Origin of the sequence: Brevundimonas sp. 1080 (genome assembly GCF_040545985.1) — a bacterium.
Taxonomy (GTDB): domain Bacteria; phylum Pseudomonadota; class Alphaproteobacteria; order Caulobacterales; family Caulobacteraceae; genus Brevundimonas.
Window position 1 is genome coordinate 772,410 of the sequence record NZ_JBEPMW010000002.1, and the last position, 24,016, is coordinate 796,425.

Annotated in this window: 23 protein-coding genes; 6 read left to right on the top strand and 17 right to left on the bottom strand. The window is 67.8% G+C overall.

The window, feature by feature from the left end:
• Positions 1-128 precede the first annotated feature (128 nt).
• The 7 genes from recA to ABIC32_RS09215 form a co-directional block, all read right to left on the bottom strand.
• Entirely contained in the window at positions 129-1,211 is a 1,083-nt protein-coding gene (gene recA / locus ABIC32_RS09185; protein WP_055807377.1) for a recombinase RecA, read from the bottom strand.
• 169 nt (positions 1,212-1,380) lie between these two features.
• The gene (locus ABIC32_RS09190) at positions 1,381-3,021 is read right to left on the bottom strand and encodes an MHYT domain-containing protein (RefSeq protein WP_307512976.1); all 1,641 of its coding nucleotides are present in this window, start codon (positions 3,019-3,021) and stop codon (positions 1,381-1,383) included.
• A gap of 79 nt (positions 3,022-3,100) precedes the next feature.
• Positions 3,101-4,951, bottom strand: coding sequence for a M20/M25/M40 family metallo-hydrolase (locus ABIC32_RS09195; RefSeq protein ID WP_354073955.1), 1,851 nt, complete (start codon positions 4,949-4,951; stop codon positions 3,101-3,103).
• A 65-nt stretch (positions 4,952-5,016) separates the two neighbouring features.
• Positions 5,017-5,967 (bottom strand): right-handed parallel beta-helix repeat-containing protein, encoded by a 951-nt coding sequence (locus ABIC32_RS09200; RefSeq protein WP_354073956.1) that lies wholly within the window; start codon positions 5,965-5,967, stop codon positions 5,017-5,019.
• Between the two features lies 1 nt (position 5,968).
• Positions 5,969-6,766, bottom strand: a complete 798-nt coding sequence (locus ABIC32_RS09205; protein ID WP_354073957.1) for a phosphatase PAP2 family protein — start codon at positions 6,764-6,766, stop codon at positions 5,969-5,971.
• Complete coding sequence (locus ABIC32_RS09210; protein WP_091751416.1) at positions 6,763-7,260, bottom strand: hypothetical protein; 498 nt, start codon at positions 7,258-7,260, stop codon at positions 6,763-6,765. Before ABIC32_RS09210 ends, ABIC32_RS09205 begins: the two co-directional genes overlap by 4 nt.
• Before the next feature lie 75 nt (positions 7,261-7,335).
• Positions 7,336-7,614, bottom strand: coding sequence for a ribonuclease (locus ABIC32_RS09215; protein ID WP_091751419.1), 279 nt, complete (start codon positions 7,612-7,614; stop codon positions 7,336-7,338).
• A 102-nt stretch (positions 7,615-7,716) separates the two neighbouring features.
• On the opposite strand from ABIC32_RS09215, the gene ABIC32_RS09220 reads away from it, so the two are divergent.
• A complete protein-coding gene (locus ABIC32_RS09220) occupies positions 7,717-8,721 on the top strand; it encodes an LLM class flavin-dependent oxidoreductase (protein ID WP_091751423.1) in 1,005 nt (334 codons plus the stop codon).
• Here the strand turns inward: ABIC32_RS09220 and ABIC32_RS09225 are convergent.
• On the bottom strand, positions 8,718-9,689 hold the full coding sequence (locus ABIC32_RS09225; RefSeq protein ID WP_091751426.1) for an alpha/beta fold hydrolase: 972 nt from the start codon (positions 9,687-9,689) through the stop codon (positions 8,718-8,720). The two genes, ABIC32_RS09220 and ABIC32_RS09225, sit on opposite strands and share 4 nt — an antisense overlap.
• 47 nt (positions 9,690-9,736) lie before the next feature.
• On the opposite strand from ABIC32_RS09225, the gene ABIC32_RS09230 reads away from it, so the two are divergent.
• Entirely contained in the window at positions 9,737-10,573 is an 837-nt protein-coding gene (locus tag ABIC32_RS09230) for an aldo/keto reductase (RefSeq protein ID WP_091751429.1), read from the top strand.
• Here ABIC32_RS09230 and ABIC32_RS09235 read toward each other — a convergent pair.
• Both ABIC32_RS09235 and ABIC32_RS09240 read right to left on the bottom strand, forming a co-directional pair.
• Positions 10,570-10,971, bottom strand: coding sequence for an HIT domain-containing protein (locus tag ABIC32_RS09235; protein ID WP_369818854.1), 402 nt, complete (start codon positions 10,969-10,971; stop codon positions 10,570-10,572). The two genes, ABIC32_RS09230 and ABIC32_RS09235, sit on opposite strands and share 4 nt — an antisense overlap.
• Positions 10,968-11,861, bottom strand: coding sequence for an SIMPL domain-containing protein (locus ABIC32_RS09240; protein ID WP_354073958.1), 894 nt, complete (start codon positions 11,859-11,861; stop codon positions 10,968-10,970). Before ABIC32_RS09240 ends, ABIC32_RS09235 begins: the two co-directional genes overlap by 4 nt.
• 138 nt (positions 11,862-11,999) lie before the next feature.
• Here ABIC32_RS09240 and mdh point away from each other — a divergent pair, with 138 nt between their 5' ends.
• Positions 12,000-12,962 (top strand): malate dehydrogenase, encoded by a 963-nt coding sequence (gene mdh / locus ABIC32_RS09245; protein ID WP_045809972.1) that lies wholly within the window; start codon positions 12,000-12,002, stop codon positions 12,960-12,962.
• Between the two features lie 85 nt (positions 12,963-13,047).
• On the opposite strand, the gene ABIC32_RS09250 is transcribed toward mdh, so the two are convergent.
• Together ABIC32_RS09250 and zapE are read right to left on the bottom strand one after the other, a co-directional pair.
• On the bottom strand, positions 13,048-13,548 hold the full coding sequence (locus tag ABIC32_RS09250) for a YbjN domain-containing protein (RefSeq protein WP_354073959.1): 501 nt from the start codon (positions 13,546-13,548) through the stop codon (positions 13,048-13,050).
• 34 nt (positions 13,549-13,582) lie between these two features.
• Positions 13,583-14,674: a cell division protein ZapE gene (gene zapE, locus ABIC32_RS09255; protein WP_354073960.1), complete on the bottom strand. Its 1,092-nt coding sequence runs from the start codon at positions 14,672-14,674 to the stop codon at positions 13,583-13,585.
• Between the two features lie 143 nt (positions 14,675-14,817).
• Here zapE and ABIC32_RS09260 point away from each other — a divergent pair, with 143 nt between their 5' ends.
• From ABIC32_RS09260 to ABIC32_RS09270, 3 genes are all read left to right on the top strand, one after another.
• Positions 14,818-15,864, top strand: coding sequence for an aspartate-semialdehyde dehydrogenase (locus ABIC32_RS09260; RefSeq protein WP_017506813.1), 1,047 nt, complete (start codon positions 14,818-14,820; stop codon positions 15,862-15,864).
• A gap of 136 nt (positions 15,865-16,000) precedes the next feature.
• Entirely contained in the window at positions 16,001-16,927 is a 927-nt protein-coding gene (rarD, locus tag ABIC32_RS09265; protein WP_354073961.1) for an EamA family transporter RarD, read from the top strand.
• Between the two features lie 25 nt (positions 16,928-16,952).
• Complete coding sequence (locus ABIC32_RS09270; protein ID WP_354073962.1) at positions 16,953-18,467, top strand: MFS transporter; 1,515 nt, start codon at positions 16,953-16,955, stop codon at positions 18,465-18,467.
• On the opposite strand, the gene ABIC32_RS09275 is transcribed toward ABIC32_RS09270, so the two are convergent.
• The 5 genes from ABIC32_RS09275 to atpA form a co-directional block, all read right to left on the bottom strand.
• On the bottom strand, positions 18,452-19,585 hold the full coding sequence (locus tag ABIC32_RS09275) for a serine hydrolase domain-containing protein (protein ID WP_354073963.1): 1,134 nt from the start codon (positions 19,583-19,585) through the stop codon (positions 18,452-18,454). The two genes, ABIC32_RS09270 and ABIC32_RS09275, sit on opposite strands and share 16 nt — an antisense overlap.
• 85 nt (positions 19,586-19,670) lie before the next feature.
• Positions 19,671-19,940 carry an ATP synthase F1 subunit epsilon gene (locus ABIC32_RS09280; protein WP_039243854.1) on the bottom strand — a complete coding sequence of 90 codons (270 nt, stop codon included), beginning with the start codon at positions 19,938-19,940 and terminating at the stop codon, positions 19,671-19,673.
• Positions 19,941-19,942: 2 nt separating this feature from the next.
• Positions 19,943-21,478 carry a F0F1 ATP synthase subunit beta gene (gene atpD, locus ABIC32_RS09285; protein ID WP_502909326.1) on the bottom strand — a complete coding sequence of 512 codons (1,536 nt, stop codon included), beginning with the start codon at positions 21,476-21,478 and terminating at the stop codon, positions 19,943-19,945.
• Positions 21,479-21,515: 37 nt separating this feature from the next.
• On the bottom strand, positions 21,516-22,394 hold the full coding sequence (locus ABIC32_RS09290) for a F0F1 ATP synthase subunit gamma (RefSeq protein ID WP_066628192.1): 879 nt from the start codon (positions 22,392-22,394) through the stop codon (positions 21,516-21,518).
• A 33-nt stretch (positions 22,395-22,427) separates the two neighbouring features.
• Positions 22,428-23,960, bottom strand: coding sequence for a F0F1 ATP synthase subunit alpha (atpA, locus tag ABIC32_RS09295; RefSeq protein ID WP_055754289.1), 1,533 nt, complete (start codon positions 23,958-23,960; stop codon positions 22,428-22,430).
• Positions 23,961-24,016 lie beyond the last annotated feature (56 nt).

Here is a 24,016-nt window from a genome sequence, read left to right on the forward strand (position 1 = left end):
CGAGCGGGTCGCTCCGCCGCCCTTCGCGGGGTCGGTGGCGGGTCGCTAGGGGCGACGGAGTAGCGGTGAAAAGACCGGACCGAGCCCGGGACAAACTCTGAAAGTCCGCCCAGTCACGGATGTTGGTGTTAGCCTTCCAGATCCTGGCCTTCGTCCGGCTCGGGCGTGCCCAGCAGTTCGTCGGCGATCTTGTTGGTCGAGGCGCGCACGGCCTTTTCGATCGAGGCCGCGATGTCGGGGTTCTGTTTCAGGAACTCGCGCACATTCTCGCGGCCCTGACCGATCCGGGTGGAGTCATAGCTGAACCAGCTGCCCGACTTTTCGATGATGCCGGCCTTAACGCCCAGGTCGATGACTTCGCCCAGCTTGGAGATGCCCTCGCCGTACATAATGTCGAAGATGACCTCGCGGAACGGCGGGGCGACCTTGTTCTTGACCACCTTGACCCGGGTGGTGTTGCCGACCACCTCGTCACGGTTCTTGATCGCGCCGGTGCGGCGGATATCCAGACGCACCGAGGCGTAGAACTTCAGCGCATTGCCGCCCGTCGTCGTCTCGGGCGAGCCGTACATGACGCCGATCTTGTGACGGATCTGGTTGATGAACAGCACAATGCATTTCGATTTGGAGATCGAGGCCGTCAACTTGCGCAGCGCCTGGCTCATCAAGCGTGCCTGAAGGCCCGGCAGGCTGTCGCCCATCTCGCCCTCGATCTCGGCGCGCGGCGTCAGGGCCGCGACGGAGTCGACGACCACAATATCGACGGCGCCCGACCGAACCAGCGTATCCACGATCTCCAGCGCCTGCTCGCCAGTGTCCGGCTGCGACACCAGAAGATCATCCAGATTGACGCCCAGCTTCTGGGCATAGACCGGGTCCAGCGCATGTTCGGCGTCGACGAAGGCGGCGACCCCGCCCTTCTTCTGCACTTCCGCGACGGTGTGCAGAGCCAAGGTCGTCTTGCCCGAGGATTCCGGGCCGAACACCTCGATCACCCGCCCGACCGGCAGGCCGCCGATGCCCAGCGCCATGTCCAGGCCCAGCGAGCCGGTCGAGACGCTGTCGATCTCGGCGACCACGCCCGCCTTGCCCAGTTTCATCACCGAACCCTTGCCGAAGGCGCGATCGATCTGCGCGATCGCCGCCTCCAGGGCGCGTTGCTTGTCGCCGTCGTCCTTGCCCACCAATTTGAGTGCCGCCTGTGAAGCCATTGCCTTCGTCTCCCTTGCCATGATTCCCGTCATTCAGCTTGGGAGAGACCCGCCTGGACCCGCCCCCGTTTCGTGAGGTCGACTATGTGCATGGTTTGTTCTGGTTCACAAGATGTTCTCATCGATCAAAACGAGAACATCCAAAACCTACGACCGTTTTTGACGCCAGCTAAAGCGGAAGGCGCAGGCTGAAGCTGGCGCCTTCGGGGTCGTAAGTCATGACCGCCGAGCCGTGCAGCGAGCGGTTGATGGTCGAATCGATCAGCACCGAACCGAAACCCTTGCGCTGAGGCGGCGACACCGCAGGCCCACCACTTTCCACCCAATCCAGCAGCAGATGGCCTTCCGCCACGGACCAGTCGATCCGCACACAGCCCGAGGCGTTCGACAGGGCGCCGTATTTGGCGGCGTTCACCGCCAGCTCGTGAAAGACCATCCCCATCCCCAACGTCTGTTGCGCGTTCAGATCGACGGCCGGACCGGTCAGGCGAACCTGTTCCTCGGCATAGGGGGCCAGTTCCTGAGCCAGCATGGCGCGCAGATCGACACGCTCCCAGTTCGCGGCCGTCAGCAGGTTCTGCGTATTGGACAGGGCCACCAGCCGCGCCTCGAACAGGGCGGTGAAGGTGGCGACGTCCGGCGTGCGCCGCGCCGTCTGATGGGCGATGGACTGCACCGTGGCCAGGGTGTTCTTCACCCGGTGATTCAGTTCGTTGATCAGCAGTCGCTGCAAGCGTTCGCTGTCGGCCAGGGCGGCGAAGGCTTCGCGGCGATCGGTGATGTCGGTGATGACGCCCGACATCTTAATCGGCCGGCCCGAACGACTGCGGATCAGGCGCCCGCGCAGATGGATCCAGCGACCCGAGGCCGGCAGACGCCATTCCTGATCATATTCGCCCTCTCCCGCCAAGGCGCGCTGCAGCGCCTGGCGATGCAACGGCAAATCCTCGGGCGACAGACGATCGCCGACCTCGGTTGCGCCAAGGCGGCAGGACGGATCAATGGACAGGATTTCGCGCGCGCGGTGCGACATCATCGTCGTCTTCATCGGCAGGGTCGCTTCCCAGAAGCCGACGCCGCCGGCGTCCACGGCCGCCAGAACATTGGCGCGTTGATCCACGATCGAGGCGCCCAGCGCGAGGAACAGCAGTGTCACCGCCCCGGTCGTCACCGCGACCGCCAGGACCACCGGCGACGCCCCGCCCTCCACCGGCCCTGCGTCAGCGATCGGGGTCAGGATCAGGGCCGCCATGCCGACATGGTGCATGGAGACGATGGCCAGACCCAGGATGACGGCGGCGACCGCGCGCCAGGCCAGGCTCCGCTCCTGGCGGGCCGCAATCAGGGCGGCGTAGGCGGCGGCGACCGCAACCAGCACCGACAGGGCGACCAGCACGGGCTGATAGCTCAGGACGGCGTTCATCCGCATCGCCGCCATCCCGACGTAGTGCATGGCGGCGACGGACCCGCCCATCAGCAGGGCCGCCGGCGCCAGTCGCAAGGGGCTGGCCTGCGCTGTCCCCGCCGTCAGGAAGGCCGCGGACGTGCCGGCCGTCGCCAGCAGGAAGGAGACCAGCGTCAGGCCGGGATCATAGAAGACGGGGCCTTCGGCCTCGAACCCCAGCATGGCGATGAAATGCATCGACCAGATGCTGACGCCCAAGGCCAGGGCGGCGACGCCCAGCCAACGCAACCGCGTCGCGCCGATCTGATCGCGGGTGCGGTTGAACAGATCCAGAGCCGTCCACGCGCCCAGGATCGCTATCGCCAGCGACAGGACGGTGAACGGATTGACGTGAAGATGGTGCAAATGCGCCGAGGCCCCGAGAAACAGCAGCGGTATGCTTAGCCCGGTTTCATCGCTCGGACGACTGCGAAACGCATCCGGATCAAGCGACCAACCTGGCCCCCACGGCGACCGCGACGGCCAGCGCCAGGCTGGCGGCGGCGAAGATCGGCAAGGCCCGCCCCGAGCGCGGCGCCAGCGGGCGGACCAGCATCGCGATCATCAGGGCGATCGGCCCCACCGCGCCAGGCATGTCCATGCCGACCCCCAGGAAGACGCCGTGCCCCTGAACCAGCAACCACCCGCCGACCAGCGCTGTGGCGACGCCGGCGGGCGCGAAGGACACCCACGACCCGAAGCGCGCGCCGATCACCGCCGTCGACGCGGCCGCCAGGGCGGCGATCAGAGCGGGCCACAGCAGCAGGAAGGCGGCTTCCGGCGCCGCCGCCTGCACCCCGCCGCCCAGGATCAGAACCAGGACGATCAGCCCCAGCCAGCCGCCCCAGACGGCGTCTGCGTCCTGCGGCCTCGGCCGCACCAGGCTGAGCGCCAGGGCGATCACCGTCGCCCCCAGGACCGGCAGGCTGAAACCGCCCAGCACCGCTGCAAGTGCGAATGCGGCCAGTATCACTCCAGCTGCGCCCCATCGGCCCAGCAGGCGTCGCCCTGCGGTCAGCATCAGAACCAGGGCCAGCATGGCCAGGGCCACGGCGATTTCGAGAACCGGCAGGCGACGCAGTAAGGTGTAATAGAGGTCGGCGGAATCCACGCGACGGCCGATCGGCCCGGCCAGGACGCGCACCGCCTGTCCCACCACCACCGCGCTGGCCAGCAGCCACAGGCCATCCGCTGCGCCGCGCACGACCGACATGGCTCTCAAGCCCGTCGCATGGCGCGCGCCCCAGGCGGCGAAGGCCGTCGCCAGAACCGCCACGGCCAGCAGCAGCCAGCCAATCGCCGGCGAATGCTGCACGACGAACAGGCCGAAGACGTCGGCATAGACGGCGTTCTGCGTCACCTGCGGCAGGGCCGGCGCCCGCAGCAGGTCATCGGCCATTTCCAGCGTCTGGGAGCCGATATGCTGCACGCTGCCCTGATCCAGCGCCTGTGGCGTCGAGGACGGCGAATGGTACTGCGCCGGGCGGCCGATGAAGGCCAGGTTGATCCCCGCCAGCCTCCGATCCGCCGCTACGGTGAAGTCCGTGCCGTTGGGCATCAGCCGATAGACGAAGATGGCCAGGGCGTTGCTGGACGGCCCGCCCGTCGCCCGCTGCGTCGCCTGGGCATAGCGGGCGATGGTCTGGGCGTTGCCGGGCCCGGTCTCGAACATCATGGCGCGCCCGCCGCCGCCCCGCGCCTCCAGATTGATCACCGCGCCGATGTCGTCGCGCAGCGGATGTTCGCTGAAGAAGGCCCGCGCCCCGTCCAGATTCAGCTCCTCGGCGTCGGTGAACAGGACCACCAGCGTGCGTTCGGCCCCGCCCCGCGCCTTGATCGCGCGCACGGCCTCCAGAATGGCGGCCACCCCGGACGTGTCGTCGGCAGCGCCCGGCGAGGTCGGCGAGGTGTCGTAATGCGCCATCAGGGCGACGGCAGGCAGGGCCGGATTCCGTCCCGGCAGGACGCCGATGATATTGACCGCCTGGACGCCGCCCGCATTTCCACCCTCCCGCTCGAGCCGCGCGACGGCGGCGGGCGACAGGGCGCCGGTCTGCAGGCTGGGCTGAAGCCCCAGCGCCGTAAGCCTTTGGACCAGATAGGTCTGAACCTGCCGATGCTCGGCCGAGCCGACCGGATGCGGCGCTCGGGCAATCCGGTTCACGTCCATCATGGCGCGCGCGGCCGAGAACTGGACCGCAGGCGTCGAGGCGGGCAGGGGTTTGGGCGTCTGGGCGGTCAGCACCGCCAAACCGATGGCCGCCGCCAGGGAGGCCAGAAACAACACCCAACGCATATCCAATCCCCCGATCGCTCTGTCCCGCAATCATCCCCGAACCGCCGGTGTGCGCAAGGCCTCGATCAGCGTCGCACGATGTTCCGCGCCGTCAGATTGCCCGTGGCCCCGTCGCCGTCGTCCGCGCTGGACCCGAACGGCCAGCCCCGGTCGTCGCCGCAGTAGCGTCGTCCGCCCTCGCGCGACCCGATCACCACCGCGCGCGGCCTCAGCCAGCCCGCGCCGGTGAACAGATTGTCCGTAATCTGATTATAGGACGGCGTCTGGTGGCGGATGACGCCGTCCTCGCCGCAGTTGCGGTACAGAAACACCCCGCCCTTGCCGTGCAACGCCAGCCGGTTGCCGACGATGCGGTTGGCGCCCGCCCCGTCCACCGCGATCTGCTCGCGTCCGGTGCGGATATCGAAATCGTTGTCCTGGATCAGCGCGCCTGCGCTCTCGGCGTCCAGATAGATGGCGGTGGCGGTCGAGCGCCCCGTAAAGCGGGATCGCGTCACCGTGGTGCGCGTCACCCCGGGTCCGACATACAGGGGAATGGTCCCCACGCCCTCGAACCGGACCCGGTCCAGGGTGACGCGGATCGGCGCAGCGGACTGGGCCGCTTGCGTGTGTCCGGCGGTGCGTGACGAGGCCAGCAGGTCGCGCATCGACCCGCCCGCCCCCATGCCCCAGATCCGCACATTGCCGACGACGGTGCAGTTTCGGATCGTCACATCGACCGGCCGCGACCACCGATCGCCCTCGCGGCGAGACCAGACGGCGAGGGTCGGGGCGGCGGTCGTCGCCGGGCCCGGCGCGCGGATGGATCCGCCTCCGCAATCCAGTGAGGCCCCTGAGCCTTCCGCGCCCTCGATCATTACGCGGCGGCGGATATCGACGCCCGACAGGTCGGCTTGGCATGTCAGGCGATAGGGCTGCGTCGACGGCGTCGTCAGCGCCGCGACCTCTTGCGGCGTGCACGGCCGGTCGGCCGGGGCCTGAAAGGTCAGCAAGGCCAGGGCCAGCGCCGCCGTCATATCAGGGCAGCGGGATCGCCAGGGCCGCGCGCTCGGCCGCGCAGCCGGGATTGGTCAGGCCGCTGCGGCGCGCGGCCGCCAGCTCGGCCCTCGCCGCCGCCATGTCCGCCTGGAAGGCCGGGGTGGCGACGACCCTGGCCGCAACATCCCGCCCGATCCGTTCGCCGACCGCGACATCGGTCGGATAGTGCATAGCGCAAATCAGGCGGCTGACCCCGATCTCGTAGCCGATCCGGCGCACGGCCTCGGCCCGGTCCGGCTCCAGCGCCGCAAAGGCCTCGCCATAGGCCGTCGCGACCGCTGCGCTGCCGGACGGATAGGAGGCGCTGCGTCTCGCCGCCGGCGTCAGGGTCTGGCAGGCGCGCCGGTTGGGATCTTCGCCGACCGGCCGCAGCCGCGCCTGGCGCGCCTTGACGCGTTCGGCCGCACTGTTCGCATCATGGAAGATCCGCGCCATCACGCGGTCCAGCGCCGGCGTCTCGGCCGACCCCAGCCGCACGCCCAAGGCGCAGTCGAAATGTTGTAAGGCCAGGGGCGGGCGCAGCTCGGCATGGGCGGTCGCCAGCAGCCATCGGTCGCCGTCTTCCAGCGCTGCAAACCGCGCCGAAGCCGCCTTGTCCGCCAGGTCTGCGACGGACCCCGGGGCCGGCGCCGGCGGGACCGCATCCGTCAATTGGGCGATCGCTTCATCGCTGAGGAAGCCCGCCGTCGGCATCGCGCCGTCCGGCTTGGGTGCGCCGGCGCACCCCACGGCCAGCAGCACCGCCGTCGCCGCGCCCCAGGCGGCGACCCGCCTCACTGACCGGCGCTCCAGCCCAGCTGGACCGAGGTCTGGCCGGTCTCGGTCGGCGTGGCGACGACCTGCAGCGAGGCGCCGTTCACCGCGTCCGCCGCCGCGCCATAGGCGCGCGTGTCGCCCTGGTTCATTCCGGCGACGGACCGCAGGCCCGCCTTCTCGGCGCGCTCGCGATAGAAGGCGACGACATCGTCCGGCGAGGCGGTGGTGGTGAAGGTGATCAGGCCGCCCGGCCCGGCCTCGCCGCCAGCGGCCAGCGGCTGCCCGTCCACCTGTGCGCCGGGATAGAGGACCGCAAAGGACGGCGCGCCGTCGGCGGCGGCGAGCGCAGCCCCCCCTACGACGGCGGGGGCTTCAGCTGCTGGAGGCGTCGCATCGGCGGTGACCGGCGCCGACGCTTCGGGCGCAGCCTTGGTCTCGACCGATTGGGCCGAGCGATCACATCCTGCGAGGCAAAACAGAACCAAGACGGCGGAGACCGCCAAGCGAAGCGTCATCGAGAGATCGTCCTTGGACCGAGAGGGTCAGAGCGCCACCGTGGCGCATGGTTGCGGCGGCGACAAGGCGCCCGCTCAGTCGGCGGCGTCGTCCTGATCCGCCGCGCCTTTACCGGCCGACCCTTCTTCGGCCAAACGTGCATTGATCTTGGCCGAATCCGGGTCGTCATCCGTGCCTGCTGCCGACCCGCCGCGCAGCGAGCCTGCCCGCGTGTCCGATCCCGAATCGCTGCCGTCCAGCGCGTCGATCAGCGTATCCGCCTTGTGACCCAGATCCGGCTTCTCGCCCATGTCGGCGGCTTCGCGGGCGTCGTCGCAATCCGCTTCGGGCTTGGTGGGATCGGTGTCGGTCATGACGCAGTCTCCGTTCGTCGAGATGAGTTTAAAGCGCCTGATCCGGTTGCGGTTCCAGACCCTCGCCCTTGAACCCCGAGGGACAGACCCGATCTAGGCGTCATGATCCCGTTTTCAGTTCTCGACCTCTCCCCCATCGTCGAAGGCGGCGACGCCCGACGCGGCCTGGATGAAACCCTGGCCCTGGCCCAGGCCGCCGACCGGCTCGGCTATGAGCGGTTTTGGCTGGCCGAACATCACAATATGCCCGGCATCGCCAGCGCCGCGACCGCCATCGTCATCGGCCATGTCGCGGCGGGGACCGAGCGCATCCGCGTCGGCTCCGGCGGCGTCATGCTGCCCAACCATGCGCCCCTGGTCGTCGCCGAACAGTTCGGCACGCTGGAGACCCTGTTCCCTGGCCGCATCGACCTCGGCCTGGGCCGCGCGCCCGGCACGGACGGTGCCACCGCTCGTGCGCTGCGGCGCTATTTCGAAGGCGCAGACCAGTTCCCGCGCGATGTGGTCGAGCTGATCCACTGGTTCGAGCCGGCGTCGGAGAACCAGCCCGTCCGCGCCGTCCCGGGCGCCGGCCTGCGCGTACCGATCTGGCTTCTGGGCTCCAGCCTATTTAGCGCCCAGCTCGCCGGCCAGCTCGGCCTGGCCTACGCCTTCGCCAGCCATTTCGCACCCGAACTGCTGCTGGAGGCCCTGGCCCTGTATCGCCGCGAGTTCGTCTCCTCGGACCGCCTGGCCAAGCCCCACGCCATGGCCGCGATCAATGTCTTCGCCGCCGACACGGACGCCGAGGGCGTGCGCCTGTCCACCTCGATGCAGCAGAGCTTCGCCCGCCTCTCGACCGGGAGGCCGGGTAAGCTGCCACCGCCGGTCGATGACATCGCCGCGATCCTGACGCCGCAGCAGATCGCCGGCGCCAAGGGCCGGCTGCTCTATTCCGCCATCGGCGGCCCGGAGACCATCAAACGCCAACTGGCCGACTTCATCGCCCTGACCGGCGTGGACGAGCTGATGGTCACCGGCATGATGTTCGACAACGCCGCCCGCATCCGCAGCCTGGAGATCGTGGCCGAGGCGCGTGATCAGATGGCGACGAAGCAGGCGGCCTAAAGGCCGTTCAGAAAATCCAGCAGCAGACGGTTGATCTCGTCCGCCCGTTCCTGCTGGATCCAGTGGCCCGCGCCCGGCACGACGACCGAGCGGATCAGGTTCGGCGCCCAGTCCTTCAGGCCCGCCTCGTGCGCGCCGGCGTAGTGGCGCACTGGATCGTCCTCGCCGACGATGAACAGGGCGGGCACGGTGATCTTCTGGTCCTGCACGAAGGCCGTCAGCGACCAGTTCAGGTCCATCGCCCGATACCAGTTCAGGGGTCCTTCGAACCCGCCCGCCGAAAAGCCGTGCACATATTCGTCGAAATGCGCCTCGCTCATCCATGGCGGCAGGGTCGCGTCGTCGGCGATGGTGTCGAGCAGAGCCACGCCTTCGGGCATGAAGCCGGTCGATCTGCGATCGGCGGGGGTCGCGCCGTCATAGGCGTAAAACAGTTTCCTCAGCGCCATCGCCGGATCGGCGTCCAGCACGCGGTGCGCATCCGGCGCCTGGAAGCGGCTGATATAGAGGTCGCCCAGCCCGGCCCGTTTCGAGATGGCGGCCATGGCGGCCGTGGGCGGTCCCTTGGGTCGGCGCGGCTGGAACGGCACCGACAGGCCCGCGACCGCCGTGAACAGATCCGGCCGCAGCAGGGCGCAATGCCAGGCGACCGGCGCGCCCCAGTCATGCCCGACGACGACGCCAGGCCCCTTGCCCAGCGCGCGGATCAGATCGACCATGTCGCCGACGAGATGCAGAATGGAGTAGGCCTCCACCCCCGCCGGCTTGTCCGTCCCGCCATAGCCCCGCATGTCCGGGGCGACGACATGATAGCCCGCCTGCGAGATCGCCTGGACCTGGGCGCGCCAGCTGATCCCCAGTTCTGGGAAGCCGTGGATCAGCAGGACCAGCGGCGCGTTGTCATCCTCGAACCCGGCCTCCAGAACCTGTTGGACCAGACCGTCGGTCTTGATATGCCGGGTTCGCATCGCTTCCTCCGACGGCGTCTTCGCCGCTCATTATCGTCAGGACGGACATGACCCGCCTCGTCACTTTTGCGGACGGTACGACCGTTCCCGCCCTCGGCCAAGGCACCTGGGAGCTGGGCGACGACCCGGCCTGGCGCGATGAGGAGCAGCAGGCCCTGGCGCGCGGCATCGACCTGGGCATGACCCTGATCGACACGGCTGAACTCTATGGCGACGGCCGCTCGGAACGTCTGGTGGGCGAGGTCATCGCCGGACGCCGCGATGAGGTCTTTCTGGTCTCCAAGGTCCGGCCCGAGAACGCGTCGGAGATGAAGATGATGCTGGCCTGCGAGAAGTCGCTGGAACGGCTCGGTGTCGAGCGGCTGGACCTCTACTTGCTGCACTGGGAAGGCCATGTTCCGCTGGAAGAGACCGTCGAAGCGTTCCGCGACCTGGTCGACGAAGGGATGATCGCCCGCTGGGGCGTGTCGAACCTGGACCTGCGCGCCATGGAGCAGTTGATGGAGATCGAGGGGGGCGAGGACTGCGCCGTCAACCAGCTGCTCTATAATCTCGCCTCACGCGGGGTGGAGTTCGACCTCTTCCCGTGGATGCAGGCGCGCGACATGCCGATGATGGCCTATTCGCCGCTTGGGCGCGGCGAACTGCTGGAGCAGCCCCTGATCCGCGACATCGCCAATCGCCATTCCGCCAGCCCGGCCCAGGTGGCGCTGGCCGCCGTCCTGCGCCACGACGGCGTCATCGCCATCCCCAAGGCCAGTTCGGTTGAACACGTCGAGGCCAACGCCGACGCCCTGGACATCCAGTTCGACCTGGAAGACCTGGAACGGCTGGATGCGGCCTTCCCGCCCCCGAGACACGCCGTGCCGCTGGATATCATCTAGCCGCCGGAGACGATCGTCAGCCGCCGCGCCCGCTCACCGTCCGCATACGGAATAACCGGTCCGCGACCCCAGACCGGATCGGGCCAGAGACCGTCGTCGCGGCGGCGGCCGACCACATGGACATGCAGCTGCGCCGTCACATTGCCGATGGCGCCGACGTTCAGCTTTTCGACCGCACCCAGCCGCCGAACCAGCGCCCCGGCCCGCACCGTCTCCTCCATCAACACGGCTCGCTGTTCGACGCTCAGATCCTCCAGCTCCACTGCGCCCTCGACGCGAGGGATCAGGATCAGCCAAGGAAAGCGGGCGTCGTCCTGAAGCCGCACATGGCACAGCGGCCATTCGACAGCGGCGACCGATCCTGCCTCGAAGGCCGGAGCGACCTCGAACCCCATCAATTCAGCCCGTAGATGACGCAGGCGCTGTCGGTCATCACCTGCAAGGGCGGTTGCAGCGCCAGCCGAGCCGCCTCGATCTGGGCCTCGCTCGGCGCCCCGCCTCCGGGCGGAGGGGGCGGGGCTGGCGGCGCGGCATATTCCATGCGCGCTTCCGACCGCGACCCCGTCACCACGATGTCGTCCACCGTCGTCTCCTGCCCGCCCCCTGCGGCGTATGAAGGCCAGCCCGCCAGCACGTCCGTCTGGCAGACTCGGCCCGACGGATCGATGATCTTGACCCGGCCCAGGGTCGCGCCGGCGTTGGTCGCCGCCGCCTCGGCCCGACGTCGCGCATCCTTCATCGCCTCGGCCTGCAGATTGGCCTTCCAGCTGTTGTCGGGGTCCAGGTTGAAATTGACTTGTCCGATCGAGGTCGGACGCGAAGCCACGATGGTCGCATAGACCCGCTCGATCAGGCGCACATCGCGCACCGTCACATTGACCGAGGCGTCGGCCTGATAGCGGGCCACGCGGTCGGCGCGGGTGTTGTCGCGCATCACCCCGTTTTCGTCGCGGTACTGGTCATAGAGCGGCCGAGTGGTGACGCTGGTCTCGACGCGCACCTTGTCCGCCCCATAGGCCGACAAGGCCTGGCTCAGCGCCCGAACCTGATCGGCGGCGGCGCGCGAGGCCTCGGCGACGCTGCGGTCCACCGACTGGAAGCTGGCCGAAACGAAGGCGCGGTTGGCCTGAATCTCCACCCGCACCTGGCCGACGGAGGCGATGACCGGATCGCGCATCCACCAAGGTGCGGGAATATAGCGGTCGCCGATGGTCGCGGGCGGCGTCTGGGCCAGCACAGGCGTGGCGACCGACGCCAGCAGCAGGGCGAAAGCGAATGAACGGCGCATCGAAATCCTCCGGTTTTCGCCGGACCTTCGCAAGCCTGACCAAGGCCGTAAAGCGAGGTTCTTGCGACAGCCGCGCGAGGGGTCTAGACCGCCCGCACGATTAATCCCCTTTCGCACACGCAATAAACGGAGACATCCATGGCTCGCGCGAAGATCGCCCTTATCGGCGCCGGCATGATCGGCGGAACCCTGGCCCACGTGGCCGCGCGCGAAGCCCTGGGCGACGTGATCCTGTTCGACATCGCCGAAGGCACCCCGCAGGGCAAGGCGCTGGACATCGCCGAGGCCTCGGCCGTCTTCGGCCAGGACGTGGCCCTGAAGGGCGCCAACGACTATGCCGACATCGCGGGCGCAGACGTCTGCATCGTCACCGCCGGCGTGCCGCGCAAGCCGGGCATGAGCCGCGACGACCTGATCGGCATCAACCTGAAGGTCATGAAGGCCGTCGGCGAGGGCATCAAGGCCCACGCCCCCAACGCCTTCGTCATCTGCATCACCAACCCGCTCGACGCCATGGTCTGGGCCCTGCAGAAGTTCTCGGGCCTGCCGAAGGAGAAGGTGGTCGGCATGGCCGGCGTGCTGGACTCGGCTCGCTTCGCCTACTTCCTGGCTGAAAAGACCGGCGTGTCGGTGCAGGACATCCACGCCTGGACCCTGGGCGGTCACGGCGACGACATGGTGCCGATGGTGCGCCACTCGACCGTCGGCGGCCTGCCCCTGCCGGACGCCGTCGCCGCCGGCTTCCTGTCGCAGGACGAACTGGACGCTATCGTCGAGCGCACCCGCAAGGGCGGCGGCGAGATCGTGGCCCTGCTGAAGACCGGATCGGCCTTCTACGCCCCGGCTGAATCCGCCATCGCCATGGCCAAATCCTATCTGCTGGACCAGAAGCGCGTCCTGCCCTGCGCCGTCTGGCTGTCGGGCGAATACGGCCTGTCGGACCTCTACGTCGGCGTTCCCGCCCTGATCGGCGCCGGCGGCGTCGAGAAGATCGTCGAGTTCACGACCAACGACGAAGAAAAGGCGATGTTCGAAAAGTCCGTCGCCTCGGTCCAGGGCCTGCTGCAAGCCTGCAAGGACATCGATTCCTCGCTGGCTTAAGCCGCGCGGCCATCGAATGACGAAGGGCCTGCGGAGCGATCCGCAGGCCCTTTTTCTTTTCCCTTCTCCCGTTGGGACAGGGACATCATTGCGGCGGGACGTAGCCCATGCCTGCCGCAAACTTGGGCAGCAGTTGCAGCCAGACCGTCAGCGGGTCCGCCAGTTGCGTCACGCCTTCGCCCGACAGCACGACGACATCGTACTGCACCGTCGCGGTCGGCGTTTCGGCCGCGGTGTGGAAGGCTTTCAGATAGCGGTTGTCGCGGTTCCAGGCGTTGACCTTGTCCAGCGTCACGCCGGCGCCCGGCACAACGGCGCTGAACTGAACCTCGCCGCAGCCAGACGCCTCGCAGCCATAGAAGAAGACCGCCCAGGTCAGGCCCGCATTGGTCACTGTGAAGAAGGTCAGGCCGTTCTCGGTCTGCACAGGCCCGACCCGCCCGCCCAGCCCGGTGATCCACGTCGCGACCTCGGCCGGCGTCAGCCCGCGACTGGCCGCAGCCGGCGCCGTTTGGGCGAACGCTCCTCCCGCCGTCAGCGGCGATAAGGTCAACGAAAGGGCGGCAGCGAGGGCGAGACGGCGCATGGAAACACTCCGAGGGTCAGCCCTACCCTAGCCGTCAGTCGCGGACGTGCGCCAGCCAGTCCTTGCTCTGCATTTCATTGAAGCGCGACACGGTGCGCTCGAACTCGAACGCCCCCACTCCTTCGGTATAGAGGGCCTCCGGCTTGGCCGCCGCCAGCACGATCAGCTTGGTCTTGGCCTCATAGAGCGCGTCCACCAGGGTCACCAGACGCCGCGCCTCGTGGTGGTTGGCCGAACTCAGGATCGGCACGTCCTCCAGGAACAGGGTGTGGAACCGCTGGGCGATGGCCAGATAGTCCTGCGGCCCCAGCGGCCTGGCGCACAGGTCATTAAACGTCGCCCGCGCCATCGACCCGACGGTGCGCTCCACCACCACATCGCGGCCCAACACGCTCAGGTGCGCCGGCTCTTCTGGTTCGCCCCCCTTCAGCTCGCGCCATAACGCCTCGAACGCCGCGCGGTCGTCCGGCGTGTGCCAGACCTGGGCCGAGGTCATCCGATCCAGCCGCCAGTCCCGCGCCCCGGCCGTCTCCACGACCACGCAGCGCTCGCGGATGATGTCGATGAAGGGCAGGAAGAGCTGACGATTGATGCCGTTCTTGTAGAGGTCCTCCGGCGCGCGGTTCGAGGTGATGGCCAGCACCACCCGATCCTCGAACAGCGCTTCGAACAACCGGCCGAGGATCATGGCGTCGGCGATGTCGGTGACCTGCAGTTCGTCGAAACACAGCAGCCGGGCTTCCGACGCGATCAGCTTGGCGATCGGCGGGATGGGGTCGTCGCCCTTATGGGTGCCGAACACGGCCTTGCGAGCCTTCGCATCCCCCTCGCGCCACTGTCTCACCAGATCGTGGATCCGGGCCATGAAGGCGTGAAAGTGGGCGCGCGTCTTTCGCGGCTCGGGCGTCGCCGAATAGAACAGGTCCATCAGCATCGACTTGCCGCGTCCGGGCGGGCCGTAGAGATAGACGCCCCGCACCTCCGGCGCCTTGCCGAACAGGCCGCGTTTGGCCAGATCGACCTCCAGCCGCTCCAGCGCCGTGATCACGCTCTCCTGCGCTGGATCGGGCGTCAGCACGCCCTCTTCCACGCGGATGTCGTAGGCGTTGCGGATACGGGAGGTCATGGGAGGACTGCTTAAAGCCCGGCACAGTGAAAAGCGATTGCTTCGCGGCCGCGAACGCCTAAATGCACAGCACACACCAAACCGCGCTCAAGCAGCAAGGCTCCGCTGAGCCGAGCGGTAGCGCGTCCGAAGGACCAAGCATCATGGGTTATCGCGTCGCCATCGTCGGAGCCACGGGCAATGTGGGCCGCGAAATGCTGAACATCCTCGAGGAGCTGGAATTCCCCGTCGATGAAATCCACGCCATCGCCTCGCGCAAGTCTAAGGGCGTCGAGGTCTCCTTCGGCGACAAGACCGTCAAATGCCAGGACATCGAGCAGTTCGACTTCTCAAAGGTCGATATCGTACTGATGTCCGCCGGCGGCGCGGTGTCCAAGGAATGGTCCGAAAAGATCGGCAAGGCCGGTCCTATCGTGATCGACAACTCCTCGGCCTTCCGCAAGGACCCCGATGTGCCGCTGATCGTGCCCGAGGTGAACCCGGACGCCATCAAGGACGCGACCAAGAAGAACATCATCGCCAACCCCAACTGCTCGACCATCCAGCTGGTGACGGCGCTGAAGCCGCTGCACGATGCGGCCAAGATCAAGCGGGTGGTGGTCTCGACCTATCAGTCGGTGTCCGGCGCCGGCAAGGAAGGCATGGACGAGCTGTGGAACCAGACCAAGGCCATCTACGGCTTGGGCGACGCCACGCCCAAGAAGTTCCCCAAACAGATCGCCTTCAACGTCATCCCCTACATCGGTTCCTTCCTCGAAGACGGCTCCACCGACGAGGAGAAGAAGATGTCGGATGAGACGCACAAGATGCTGGACCCCGACATCCAGGTCACTGTCACCTGCGTGCGCGTGCCGGTCTTCGTGGGTCACTCCGAGGCCGTGAACGTCCAGTTCGACCGCCCCATCGAACCCGACGAGGCCCGCGCCATCCTGCGCGAGGCGCCGGGCGTGCTGGTCATCGATAAGCAGGAGCACGACGGCTACATCACCCCCGTCGACGCGGCCAGCGAACACGCCGTCTATGTCAGCCGCATCCGCAAAGACACGACCGTCGAGAACGGCCTGAACCTTTGGGTCGTGTCCGACAACCTGCGCAAGGGCGCCGCCCTCAACGCGGTGCAGATCGCCCAGCTGCTGGACGAGACTGGCGTGATCAAGTCGTCGTCGGGATATCGTTCGATCACGGTCTGACGCTCCACCCCGTCATCCTCGGGCTTGACCCGAAGAACGGATGTTCCGCCGCTGGTGCGAACGAGCGACGCACACTCGCCCGCCGCGCCCGATCCTCGGGTCAAGCCCGAGGACGACGGCGGGGATGAAGGACCCCATGACCGCCTCCTCCTCTCCCAACGACCCCCGCGCCGTCGGTACGGCTATCGCCTGCTACACCCTGTGGGGGTTGCTGCCGCTGCTGTTCATGGCGATGGCCGCGCACGGCTTCGGCGCGCCCGAAATCCTGGCGCACCGGGCGGTCTGGTCGGTCTTCGTGGCGGGCCTGGTCCTGCTGCTGGCCGGGCAATGGGGCGAGGCGCGCCGGGTGCTGGCCACACCGCGCACCCTGGCCTGGCTGGCCCTGTCCGCGCTGCTGATCGGCACGAACTGGAGCCTCTACGTCTTCGCCACCACGCATCACGCGACGCTGGAGGCCAGCCTCGGCTACTATATCAATCCCCTGCTCAACATGGCGGCCGGCGCCGTGCTGTTCCGCGAGAAGATCGACCGCTGGAGCGCGCTCGCCATCGGTCTGGCCGCCATCGGGGTCGTGATCCAGACGATCGCCCTCGGGCATGTGCCGATTATCGGCCTGACCCTGGCCTTCACCTTCTGCGCCTATGCGGTGATCCGAAAACGCGTGCCCGCCTCGGCCCAGACCGGTCTGTTCGTGGAATGTCTGGTGCTGCTGCCCATCGGAGCGGTCTTCCTGGCCTGGTTGACCACCCACGGTCAGGCGGTCGGATTTGCGTCGCCCTCCGGCCTGATCTGGGCGCTGGTGAACGGCCCGGCGACCGTGATCCCGCTGGCGCTGTTCGCCTGGTCGGCGCGCCGCCTGCCCCTGTCCACGGTCGGTTTCATCCAGTTCCTGGCCCCAACGCTGCAGTTCGCCTGCGGCGTCGCGACCGGCGAGCCGCTGACCCTGCTGCGGATCGTCTCCTTCGTCTTCATCTGGGCCGGCGCCGGCGTCTTCGCCCTGGCCGCCTTCAATCGCAGCCGCGCCGCACGCGAGGCGTTGAAGACCACGGCGGAACCGGCGTAGCCTTCGCCCATACGGAGGCGAGGCCATGACGACCGCCCAACCGGGCCCCTGCGAAGGCGGACAGGTCCACGCCGCCGCCGAACCGGCCCATCCGCTGTCAGCGTCGCGCAAACGCTGGGTGCTGGCCGCGACGGTGCTGGGCTCCAGCCTGACCTTCATCGACGGCTCGGCCCTGGGCGTCGCCCTGCCCGCCGTGCAGCGGGATCTCGCGGCCGGCACGGCGGCGGTCCAGTGGGTGTCGAACGCCTATCTGCTGACCTTGGGCGCTCTCGTTCTGATCGGCGGCGCGGCCGGCGATCGGTTCGGACGGCGGCGGGTCTTTCTGATTGGGGTCGCGATCTTCGCCCTGGCCTCCATCGGCTGCGCCCTGGCGCCCACCGTCCAAGCCTTGGTCGCCGGCCGAGCGATCCAGGGGATCGGCGCGGCCCTGCTGACGCCCGGCGCCCTGGCGGTGATCGGCGCCACCTTCCCGCCCGAGGAGCGCGGCAAGGCCTTTGGAACCTGGGCCGGGTTCGGGGCCCTGACCGGCATGGTCGGGCCGCTGATCGGCGGATGGCTGGCCGACGCCGCCGACTGGCGCGCCATCTTCTGGATCAACGTCCCGCTGGCGATCCTGACCGCCGTCGTGACCCTGGCCGCCACGCCCGAGAGCCGCGATTCCGACGCGCGCGGTCTGGATGGTCTGGGCGCGGTTCTGGCCGTCGTCGGACTGGGTGCCTTGACCTGGGCCCTGACCGCCGCGCCCGATCTGGGGTTCGCATCGCCCGTCATCCTGGCCGGGCTGGCCGTGGGCGCGGCGCTGCTGGCCGCCTTCGTCTGGGCCGAGGCGCGCCAGAGCCACCCGATGATGCCGCTGGGCCTGTTTTCGTCCTCGGTCTTCAGCGGCATCAATCTGCTGACCCTGCTGCTCTATTTCGCCCTGGGCGGGGCGATGTTCTTCCTGCCCTTTGATCTGATCCGGGTGCACGGCTGGAGCGCGACCGAGGCGGGCGCCGCCATGCTGCCCTTCGCCGCCGTCATGGGCCTGTTTTCCGGCCTCGCGGGTCGGGTCGCCGATCGGTTCGGCGCGCGTCTGTCGCTGAGCGTCGGGCCGGCCCTGGCCGGGATCGGACTGGCGCTCCTCGCCGTGCCTGCGCCGGGCGCCGGCTATGTCGATGGACCGCTGGCGGGGATGACGGTGCTGGCGATCGGCATGACCCTGGCGGTCGGCCCTCTGACGGCGACGGTGATGGGGGCGGTCAAGGCGAGCCACACCGGCGTGGCCTCGGGCGTCAACAATGCGGTGGCGCGCGTGGCCAGCCTTCTGGCTGTCGCCCTCCTTGGCCTCGTGCTGTCTGCGGTCTTCGCCGGGGTCGCCAACCTGCCTGACGCGCGCGCCCAGCTGGCCCAGGCCATGTCGGGCGCCGAGATCACGCCCGTCGTCCGCGACGCTTTCCACGCGGCGTTTCGGGCCGTGATCCTCACCTGCGCCGGCTGCGCGGGCTTGGCCGGCCTGATCGGCCTGCTGACCGCGCCCGGCCCGGTTCAGAAGGCGGCGTAAAGCGCGTCCAGCAATCGCTTGGGCCGGGGGTCGCCGATCAGGTGCGGCGACTGGCGCGTCATCACATAGGCCGCCGACAGCTTCCGCGACGGATCCGCCATGGCCATCGATCCGCCCCAGCCGTAATGGCCAAAGGCGTCGTTCGGCCCGAACACCTTGAGCCGGTCATTGCGCATCAGCCCCGCCGCCCAGCTGATCGTATAGGGCAGCACCTTGTCCGGCCCATGGATGCGCTCGCGCGTCAGCTGATCCAGCGTTCCCGCCGACAGCACCGACCGGCCGTCCAGCACGCCGTCATTGGCGACCACGCCAAGCATCTTCGCCAGCCCCAAGGCCGTGCCGTGCAGATTGGCCGAAGGGATTTCCATCTCGCGCCAGGCCGCCGAACCGCGCCCGCCCGGCGCCGAGCCACGATCCAGAAAGGCCGCCTGTTTGATCGGATCGATGGCCCCCAGGCTAGGCGCCGCTGTGGGTTTGCGCATCTGCGCCACGCGCCCGTGTTCGCTTTCGGGCAGGCCGATCCACAGGTCCAGCTCCGGGAAGTCCTGGCGCAGCGCTTGGCCCATCGTCCGTCCGGTCGCGCGGCGATAGACTTCATTGGCCAGATAGCCGACAGTGATCGGGTGATAGCCGGAAGCTGAACCCGGCGCCCACATCGGCTGCTGAGCCGCCAGACGCGACAGAACCGCGGACACATCGAACCAGATCGTTGGATCGACCGCCTCGGAAAAGCCCGGTAGCCCCGACTGGTGGCTCATCAGCTGGGCGACGGTGACCTCCGCCTTGCCCGCCGCGCCGAACTCGGGCCACAGCGAGGCGACCGGCTGGTCATAGTCGATCTGCCCGGCCTCGACCGCGCTCGCCATCAGGATGGCCATCACCGCCTTGCCGGTCGAAAACACCGAGGTCAGGGTGGCGTCGGTGAACGGCGTCGTCCTGGCCGTATCCGCATGGCCCGCCCACAGATCGACGACCGTTTCGCCCTTGACCAGCACGCTGAACCGCGCCGCCTGCTCGTTCAGCCCCTCGGGAGCGTCGGTGAAGTTGGCGGCGAACGCCTCGCGGACGGCCTCAAAACCGGGTGCGCAAACGCCGTGGATGTCGATGAGATCGGTCATGGGCCGGTCCTAGCGCGCCCACCGCCCACGAAAAAGGCCTCCCGCCGAAACGGGAGGCCTCAAATCGTTCGACCCGTTGCCAGTATCAGGCGGCGACGACCTCGGTGGCCTGTTCGGCCAGGATGGTCAGGCCTTCGCCGTTCACGTCGGCGAAACCGCCGTGAACGTCGTACTGGGTCTTTGAGCCGTTGTTATAGACGGTCACCAGACCCTCGCGCAGGGCGGTCATGAAGGGCGCGTGGTCCGGCAGAACGCCGAAGTCGCCCTCGACGCCCGGTGCATCGACCTGGTCCACGAGGCCCGAGAAGACCTCGCGTTCCGGCGAGACGAGGGAGAAGTTCAGCTTGCCGGCCATGATCAGGCTTCCGACGCCATCTTCTCGGCCTTGGCGACGGCCTCTTCGATGGAGCCGACCATGTAGAAGGCGGCTTCCGGCAGGTGGTCGTATTCACCGGCGACGATGCCCTTGAACGAGCGGATCGTGTCGGCCAGCTCGACGAACTTGCCGGGCGAGTTGGTGAACTGTTCGGCCACGAAGAAGGGCTGAGACAGGAAGCGCTGGATCTTGCGGGCGCGCGAGACGACCAGCTTGTCCTCTTCCGACAGCTCGTCCATGCCCAGGATGGCGATGATGTCCTTCAGGCCCTTGTACTGCTGCAGCACTTCCTGAACCGAACGGGCGACGTTGTAGTGTTCGTCGCCGATGACCAGCGGGTCCATGATCCGCGAGGTCGAGTCCAGCGGGTCAACGGCCGGGAAGATGGCTTGGGCGGCGATGTCGCGGCTCAGAACCGTCGTCGCGTCCAAGTGGGCGAACGAGGCGGCGGGCGCCGGGTCGGTCAGGTCGTCGGCGGGCACGTAGATGGCCTGGACCGAGGTGATCGAACCCTTCTTGGTCGAGGTGATGCGCTCCTGCAGGTTGCCCATCTCGGTGGCCAGCGTCGGCTGATAGCCCACGGCCGAGGGGATGCGGCCCAGCAGAGCCGACACTTCCGAACCGGCTTGCGTGAAGCGGAAGATGTTGTCGACGAACAGCAGCACGTCCTTGCCTTCTTCGTCACGGAAGTATTCCGCGATCGACAGGCCGGTCAGGGCGACGCGAGCGCGGGCGCCGGGGGGCTCGTTCATCTGGCCGTAGACCAGGGCGCACTTGGAGCCCTCGGTCGAGCCGCCGTTCTTGGACGGGTCCACGTTCACGTTGGACTCGATCATCTCGTGATACAGGTCGTTGCCTTCGCGGGTGCGCTCGCCCACGCCGGCCAGAACCGAATAACCGCCGTACGCCTTGGCGATGTTGTTGATCAGCTCCTGCATGGTCACGGTCTTGCCCACGCCGGCGCCGCCGAACAGGCCGATCTTGCCGCCCTTGGTGTAGGGGCACATCAGGTCGATGACCTTGATGCCCGTGACCAGGATTTCCGACGAGGTCGACTGCTCTTCGAAGCTGGGCGCTTCCTTGTGGATCGGGCGGTATTCGGTGGTGGCGATCGGGCCGGCTTCGTCGATCGGCTGGCCGACGACGTTCATGATGCGGCCCAGGGTGCCGGGGCCGACCGGCGCCTGGATCGACGATCCGGTGTCGGTCACGGGCTGGCCGCGCGTCAGGCCTTCGGTCGTGTCCATCGAGATGGCGCGGACCATGTTCTCACCCAGGTGCTGGGCGACTTCCAGAACCAGAGTGAAAGGCTCGCCCGTCTTCTGGTCGATGTTCTGGGTGTGCAGGGCGTTGAGGATCGCCGGCAGGTGGCCGTCGAACTCGACGTCGACGACGGCGCCGATGACCTGGGCGATCTTGCCCGTGCCGGCGGCGTTGACGGGAGCGGCGTCCGGAGCGGCCTTCTTGACGGCGGGCTTGCGGGCTGCGGGTTTCTTGGCGGCGACGGTGTCGGTCATGGTCAGGGTCCGTATCGGAATGTCTGTTCGGTCGGGATCAGAGGGCTTCGGCGCCGGCGATGATCTCGATCAGCTCGGTGGTGATCTGGGCTTGGCGCTTGCGGTTGTATTGCAGCGTCAGGGCGTTGATGAGGTCGCCCGCATTGCGCGTGGCGTTGTCCATCGCCGCCATCTGCGAGCCGAAGAAGCCGGCCTGGTTCTCATACAGCGCGGCCAGGATCTGGGTCGTCAGCGCGCGCGGCAGCAGGGTTTCCAGGATTTCCTCTTCCGAGGGCTCGTACTCATAGACCGCGCCGTTCAGGTCGATCGGCTGGGCGTCACCCTCGACCACGGCCGGGATCAGCTGCTTGGCCGTCGGGACCTGTTGGATCACCGACTTGAACTGGCTGTAGAACAGGGTGACCACATCGGCCTGACCCTCTTCGAACGCCGTGGCGATCATCTCGGCGACCGGCTGGGCCGACGGCAGGCCGATCGTCTTGTGGTCCGACAGTTCGAAGGTGTGGACCACCTTGTCGCCGTACAGACGCGCCAGCTGATCGCGCGACTTCTTGCCGACGGCGATGATCTTTACATCCTTGCCGGCGTTGATCAGGCTGTTGATCCGCTCGCGCGCGGCGCGGATGACGTTGGTCGAGAAACCGCCCGCCAGACCCTTGTCCGCTGTCGCCACGACGATCAGGTGGCGCTGATCCTGGCCCGTGCCCGATAGCATCTTGGGCGCGTCGGCGCCCGAGACGCCGGCGGCCAGATTGGCGATGACTGAGGCCATCTTCTGCGCATAGGGCCGGGCGCTTTCGGCCTGGTCCTGGGCGCGCTTCAGCTTGGCCGCGGCGACCATCTGCATGGCTTTCGTGATCTTCTGCGTGGCTTTCACGCTTCCGATCCGATTGCGCATTTCCTTGAGGCTGGCCATCCGGCGCTTACTCTCTCAGCTTACCAGACGGGTTCAGGCGAAGGTCTTGACGAAGGCGGCCAGGATGTCCTTCAGCTCGGCTTCGAGGTCCGAGGTCAGGTCCTTCTTGGTGCGGATGCCTTCAAGCAAGGAGGCGTGGTTCGCATGGATGCGCGCCAGCAGCTCCTTCTCGAAGCGGCCCACGTCGCCGACGGCGATGCCATCGATGTAACCGCGCGTGCCGGCGTAAACCGAGACGACCTGCTCTTCCATCGCCAGCGGCGAATACTGCGGCTGCTTCAGCAGTTCCGTCAGACGGGCGCCGCGCGCCAGCAGCTTCTGGGTCGAGGCGTCCAGGTCCGAGCCGAACTTGGCGAAGGCGGCCATCTCGCGATACTGGGCCAGCTCACCCTTGATCGAACCGGCGACCTTCTTCATCGCCTTGGTCTGGGCCGACGAGCCGACGCGCGACACCGAGATGCCGACGTTCACGGCCGGACGGATGCCCTGATAGAACAGGTCCGATTCCAGGAAGATCTGACCGTCGGTGATCGAGATCACGTTGGTCGGGATGTAGGCCGAGACGTCGTTGGCCTGGGTTTCGATGATCGGCAGGGCGGTCATCGAACCCGAACCGTAATCCTCGTTCAGCTTGGCCGAACGCTCCAGCAGGCGGCTGTGCAGATAGAAGACGTCGCCGGGATAGGCTTCACGGCCGGGCGGACGGCGAAGCAGCAGCGACATCTGGCGATACGCAACAGCCTGTTTCGACAGGTCGTCATAGACGATCAAGGCATGCATGCCGTTGTCGCGGAAGAACTCGCCCATGGCGGTACCGGCGAACGGGGCCAGGAACTGCAACGGGGCCGGTTCCGACGCCGTCGCGGCGACAACGATCGTGTATTCCAGCGCGCCCGACTCTTCGAGGGTCTTGACGATCTGGGCGACGGTCGAACGCTTTTGACCGATGGCGACGTAGATGCAGTAGAGCTTGGCGCTCTCGTCGTCGGTCTTGTTGACGTTCTTCTGGTTCAGGATGGTGTCGACGGCGACGGCGGTCTTGCCGACCTGACGGTCACCAATGATCAGCTCGCGCTGGCCGCGGCCGACGGGGATCAGGGTGTCGATAGCCTTCAGGCCGGTCTGCATCGGCTCGTGAACCGACTTGCGCGGGATGATGCCGGGCGCCTTGACGTCCACGCGGCGGCGCTCGGTGAACTGGATCGGACCCTTGCCGTCGATCGGCTCGCCCAGCGGGTTGACGACGCGGCCCAGCAGACCCTTGCCGACCGGAACGTCCACGATCTCGCCCAGGCGGCGCACGTCGTCGCCCTCGGCGATGGCGGCGTCGGCGCCGAAGATCACGGCGCCCACGTTGTCGCGCTCGAGGTTCAGGGCCATGCCCTTCACGCCGGCCTTGGTGAACTCGACCATTTCACCAGCCTGGACATTGTCCAGACCGTGGATGCGGGCGATGCCGTCGCCGACCGACAGCACGCTGCCGACGTCGGAGACATCGGCTTCGACGCCGAAGTTGGCGATCTGCGACTTGAGGATGGCCGAGATTTCAGCGGCGCGGATGTCCATGACGGGCTCTCTGTTCTTCAGTCTTCTGCGGGTGCGCCGTTCAGGCGCGCATTCTT

What these genes read in the sequence shown, in the direction of transcription:
- ABIC32_RS09195 (WP_354073955.1), bottom strand. Translation starts at nt 4,951, where the DNA reads ATGCGTTGGGTGTTGTTTCTGGCCTCCCTGGCGGCGGCCATCGGTTTG.
- ABIC32_RS09270 (WP_354073962.1), top strand. Translation starts at nt 16,953, where the DNA reads ATGACGACCGCCCAACCGGGCCCCTGCGAAGGCGGACAGGTCCACGCC.
- zapE (WP_354073960.1), bottom strand. Translation starts at nt 14,674, where the DNA reads ATGACCTCCCGTATCCGCAACGCCTACGACATCCGCGTGGAAGAGGGC.
- atpD (WP_502909326.1), bottom strand. Translation starts at nt 21,478, where the DNA reads ATGACCGACACCGTCGCCGCCAAGAAACCCGCAGCCCGCAAGCCCGCC.
- ABIC32_RS09280 (WP_039243854.1), bottom strand. Translation starts at nt 19,940, where the DNA reads ATGGCCGGCAAGCTGAACTTCTCCCTCGTCTCGCCGGAACGCGAGGTC.
- atpA (WP_055754289.1), bottom strand. Translation starts at nt 23,960, where the DNA reads ATGGACATCCGCGCCGCTGAAATCTCGGCCATCCTCAAGTCGCAGATC.
- ABIC32_RS09230 (WP_091751429.1), top strand. Translation starts at nt 9,737, where the DNA reads ATGACCCGCCTCGTCACTTTTGCGGACGGTACGACCGTTCCCGCCCTC.
- recA (WP_055807377.1), bottom strand. Translation starts at nt 1,211, where the DNA reads ATGGCTTCACAGGCGGCACTCAAATTGGTGGGCAAGGACGACGGCGAC.
- ABIC32_RS09225 (WP_091751426.1), bottom strand. Translation starts at nt 9,689, where the DNA reads ATGCGAACCCGGCATATCAAGACCGACGGTCTGGTCCAACAGGTTCTG.
- ABIC32_RS09260 (WP_017506813.1), top strand. Translation starts at nt 14,818, where the DNA reads ATGGGTTATCGCGTCGCCATCGTCGGAGCCACGGGCAATGTGGGCCGC.
- ABIC32_RS09240 (WP_354073958.1), bottom strand. Translation starts at nt 11,861, where the DNA reads ATGCGCCGTTCATTCGCTTTCGCCCTGCTGCTGGCGTCGGTCGCCACG.
- ABIC32_RS09220 (WP_091751423.1), top strand. Translation starts at nt 7,717, where the DNA reads ATGATCCCGTTTTCAGTTCTCGACCTCTCCCCCATCGTCGAAGGCGGC.
- ABIC32_RS09290 (WP_066628192.1), bottom strand. Translation starts at nt 22,394, where the DNA reads ATGGCCAGCCTCAAGGAAATGCGCAATCGGATCGGAAGCGTGAAAGCC.
- ABIC32_RS09250 (WP_354073959.1), bottom strand. Translation starts at nt 13,548, where the DNA reads ATGCGCCGTCTCGCCCTCGCTGCCGCCCTTTCGTTGACCTTATCGCCG.
- ABIC32_RS09210 (WP_091751416.1), bottom strand. Translation starts at nt 7,260, where the DNA reads ATGACGCTTCGCTTGGCGGTCTCCGCCGTCTTGGTTCTGTTTTGCCTC.
- ABIC32_RS09215 (WP_091751419.1), bottom strand. Translation starts at nt 7,614, where the DNA reads ATGACCGACACCGATCCCACCAAGCCCGAAGCGGATTGCGACGACGCC.
- ABIC32_RS09275 (WP_354073963.1), bottom strand. Translation starts at nt 19,585, where the DNA reads ATGACCGATCTCATCGACATCCACGGCGTTTGCGCACCCGGTTTTGAG.
- ABIC32_RS09200 (WP_354073956.1), bottom strand. Translation starts at nt 5,967, where the DNA reads ATGACGGCGGCGCTGGCCCTGGCCTTGCTGACCTTTCAGGCCCCGGCC.
- rarD (WP_354073961.1), top strand. Translation starts at nt 16,001, where the DNA reads ATGACCGCCTCCTCCTCTCCCAACGACCCCCGCGCCGTCGGTACGGCT.
- mdh (WP_045809972.1), top strand. Translation starts at nt 12,000, where the DNA reads ATGGCTCGCGCGAAGATCGCCCTTATCGGCGCCGGCATGATCGGCGGA.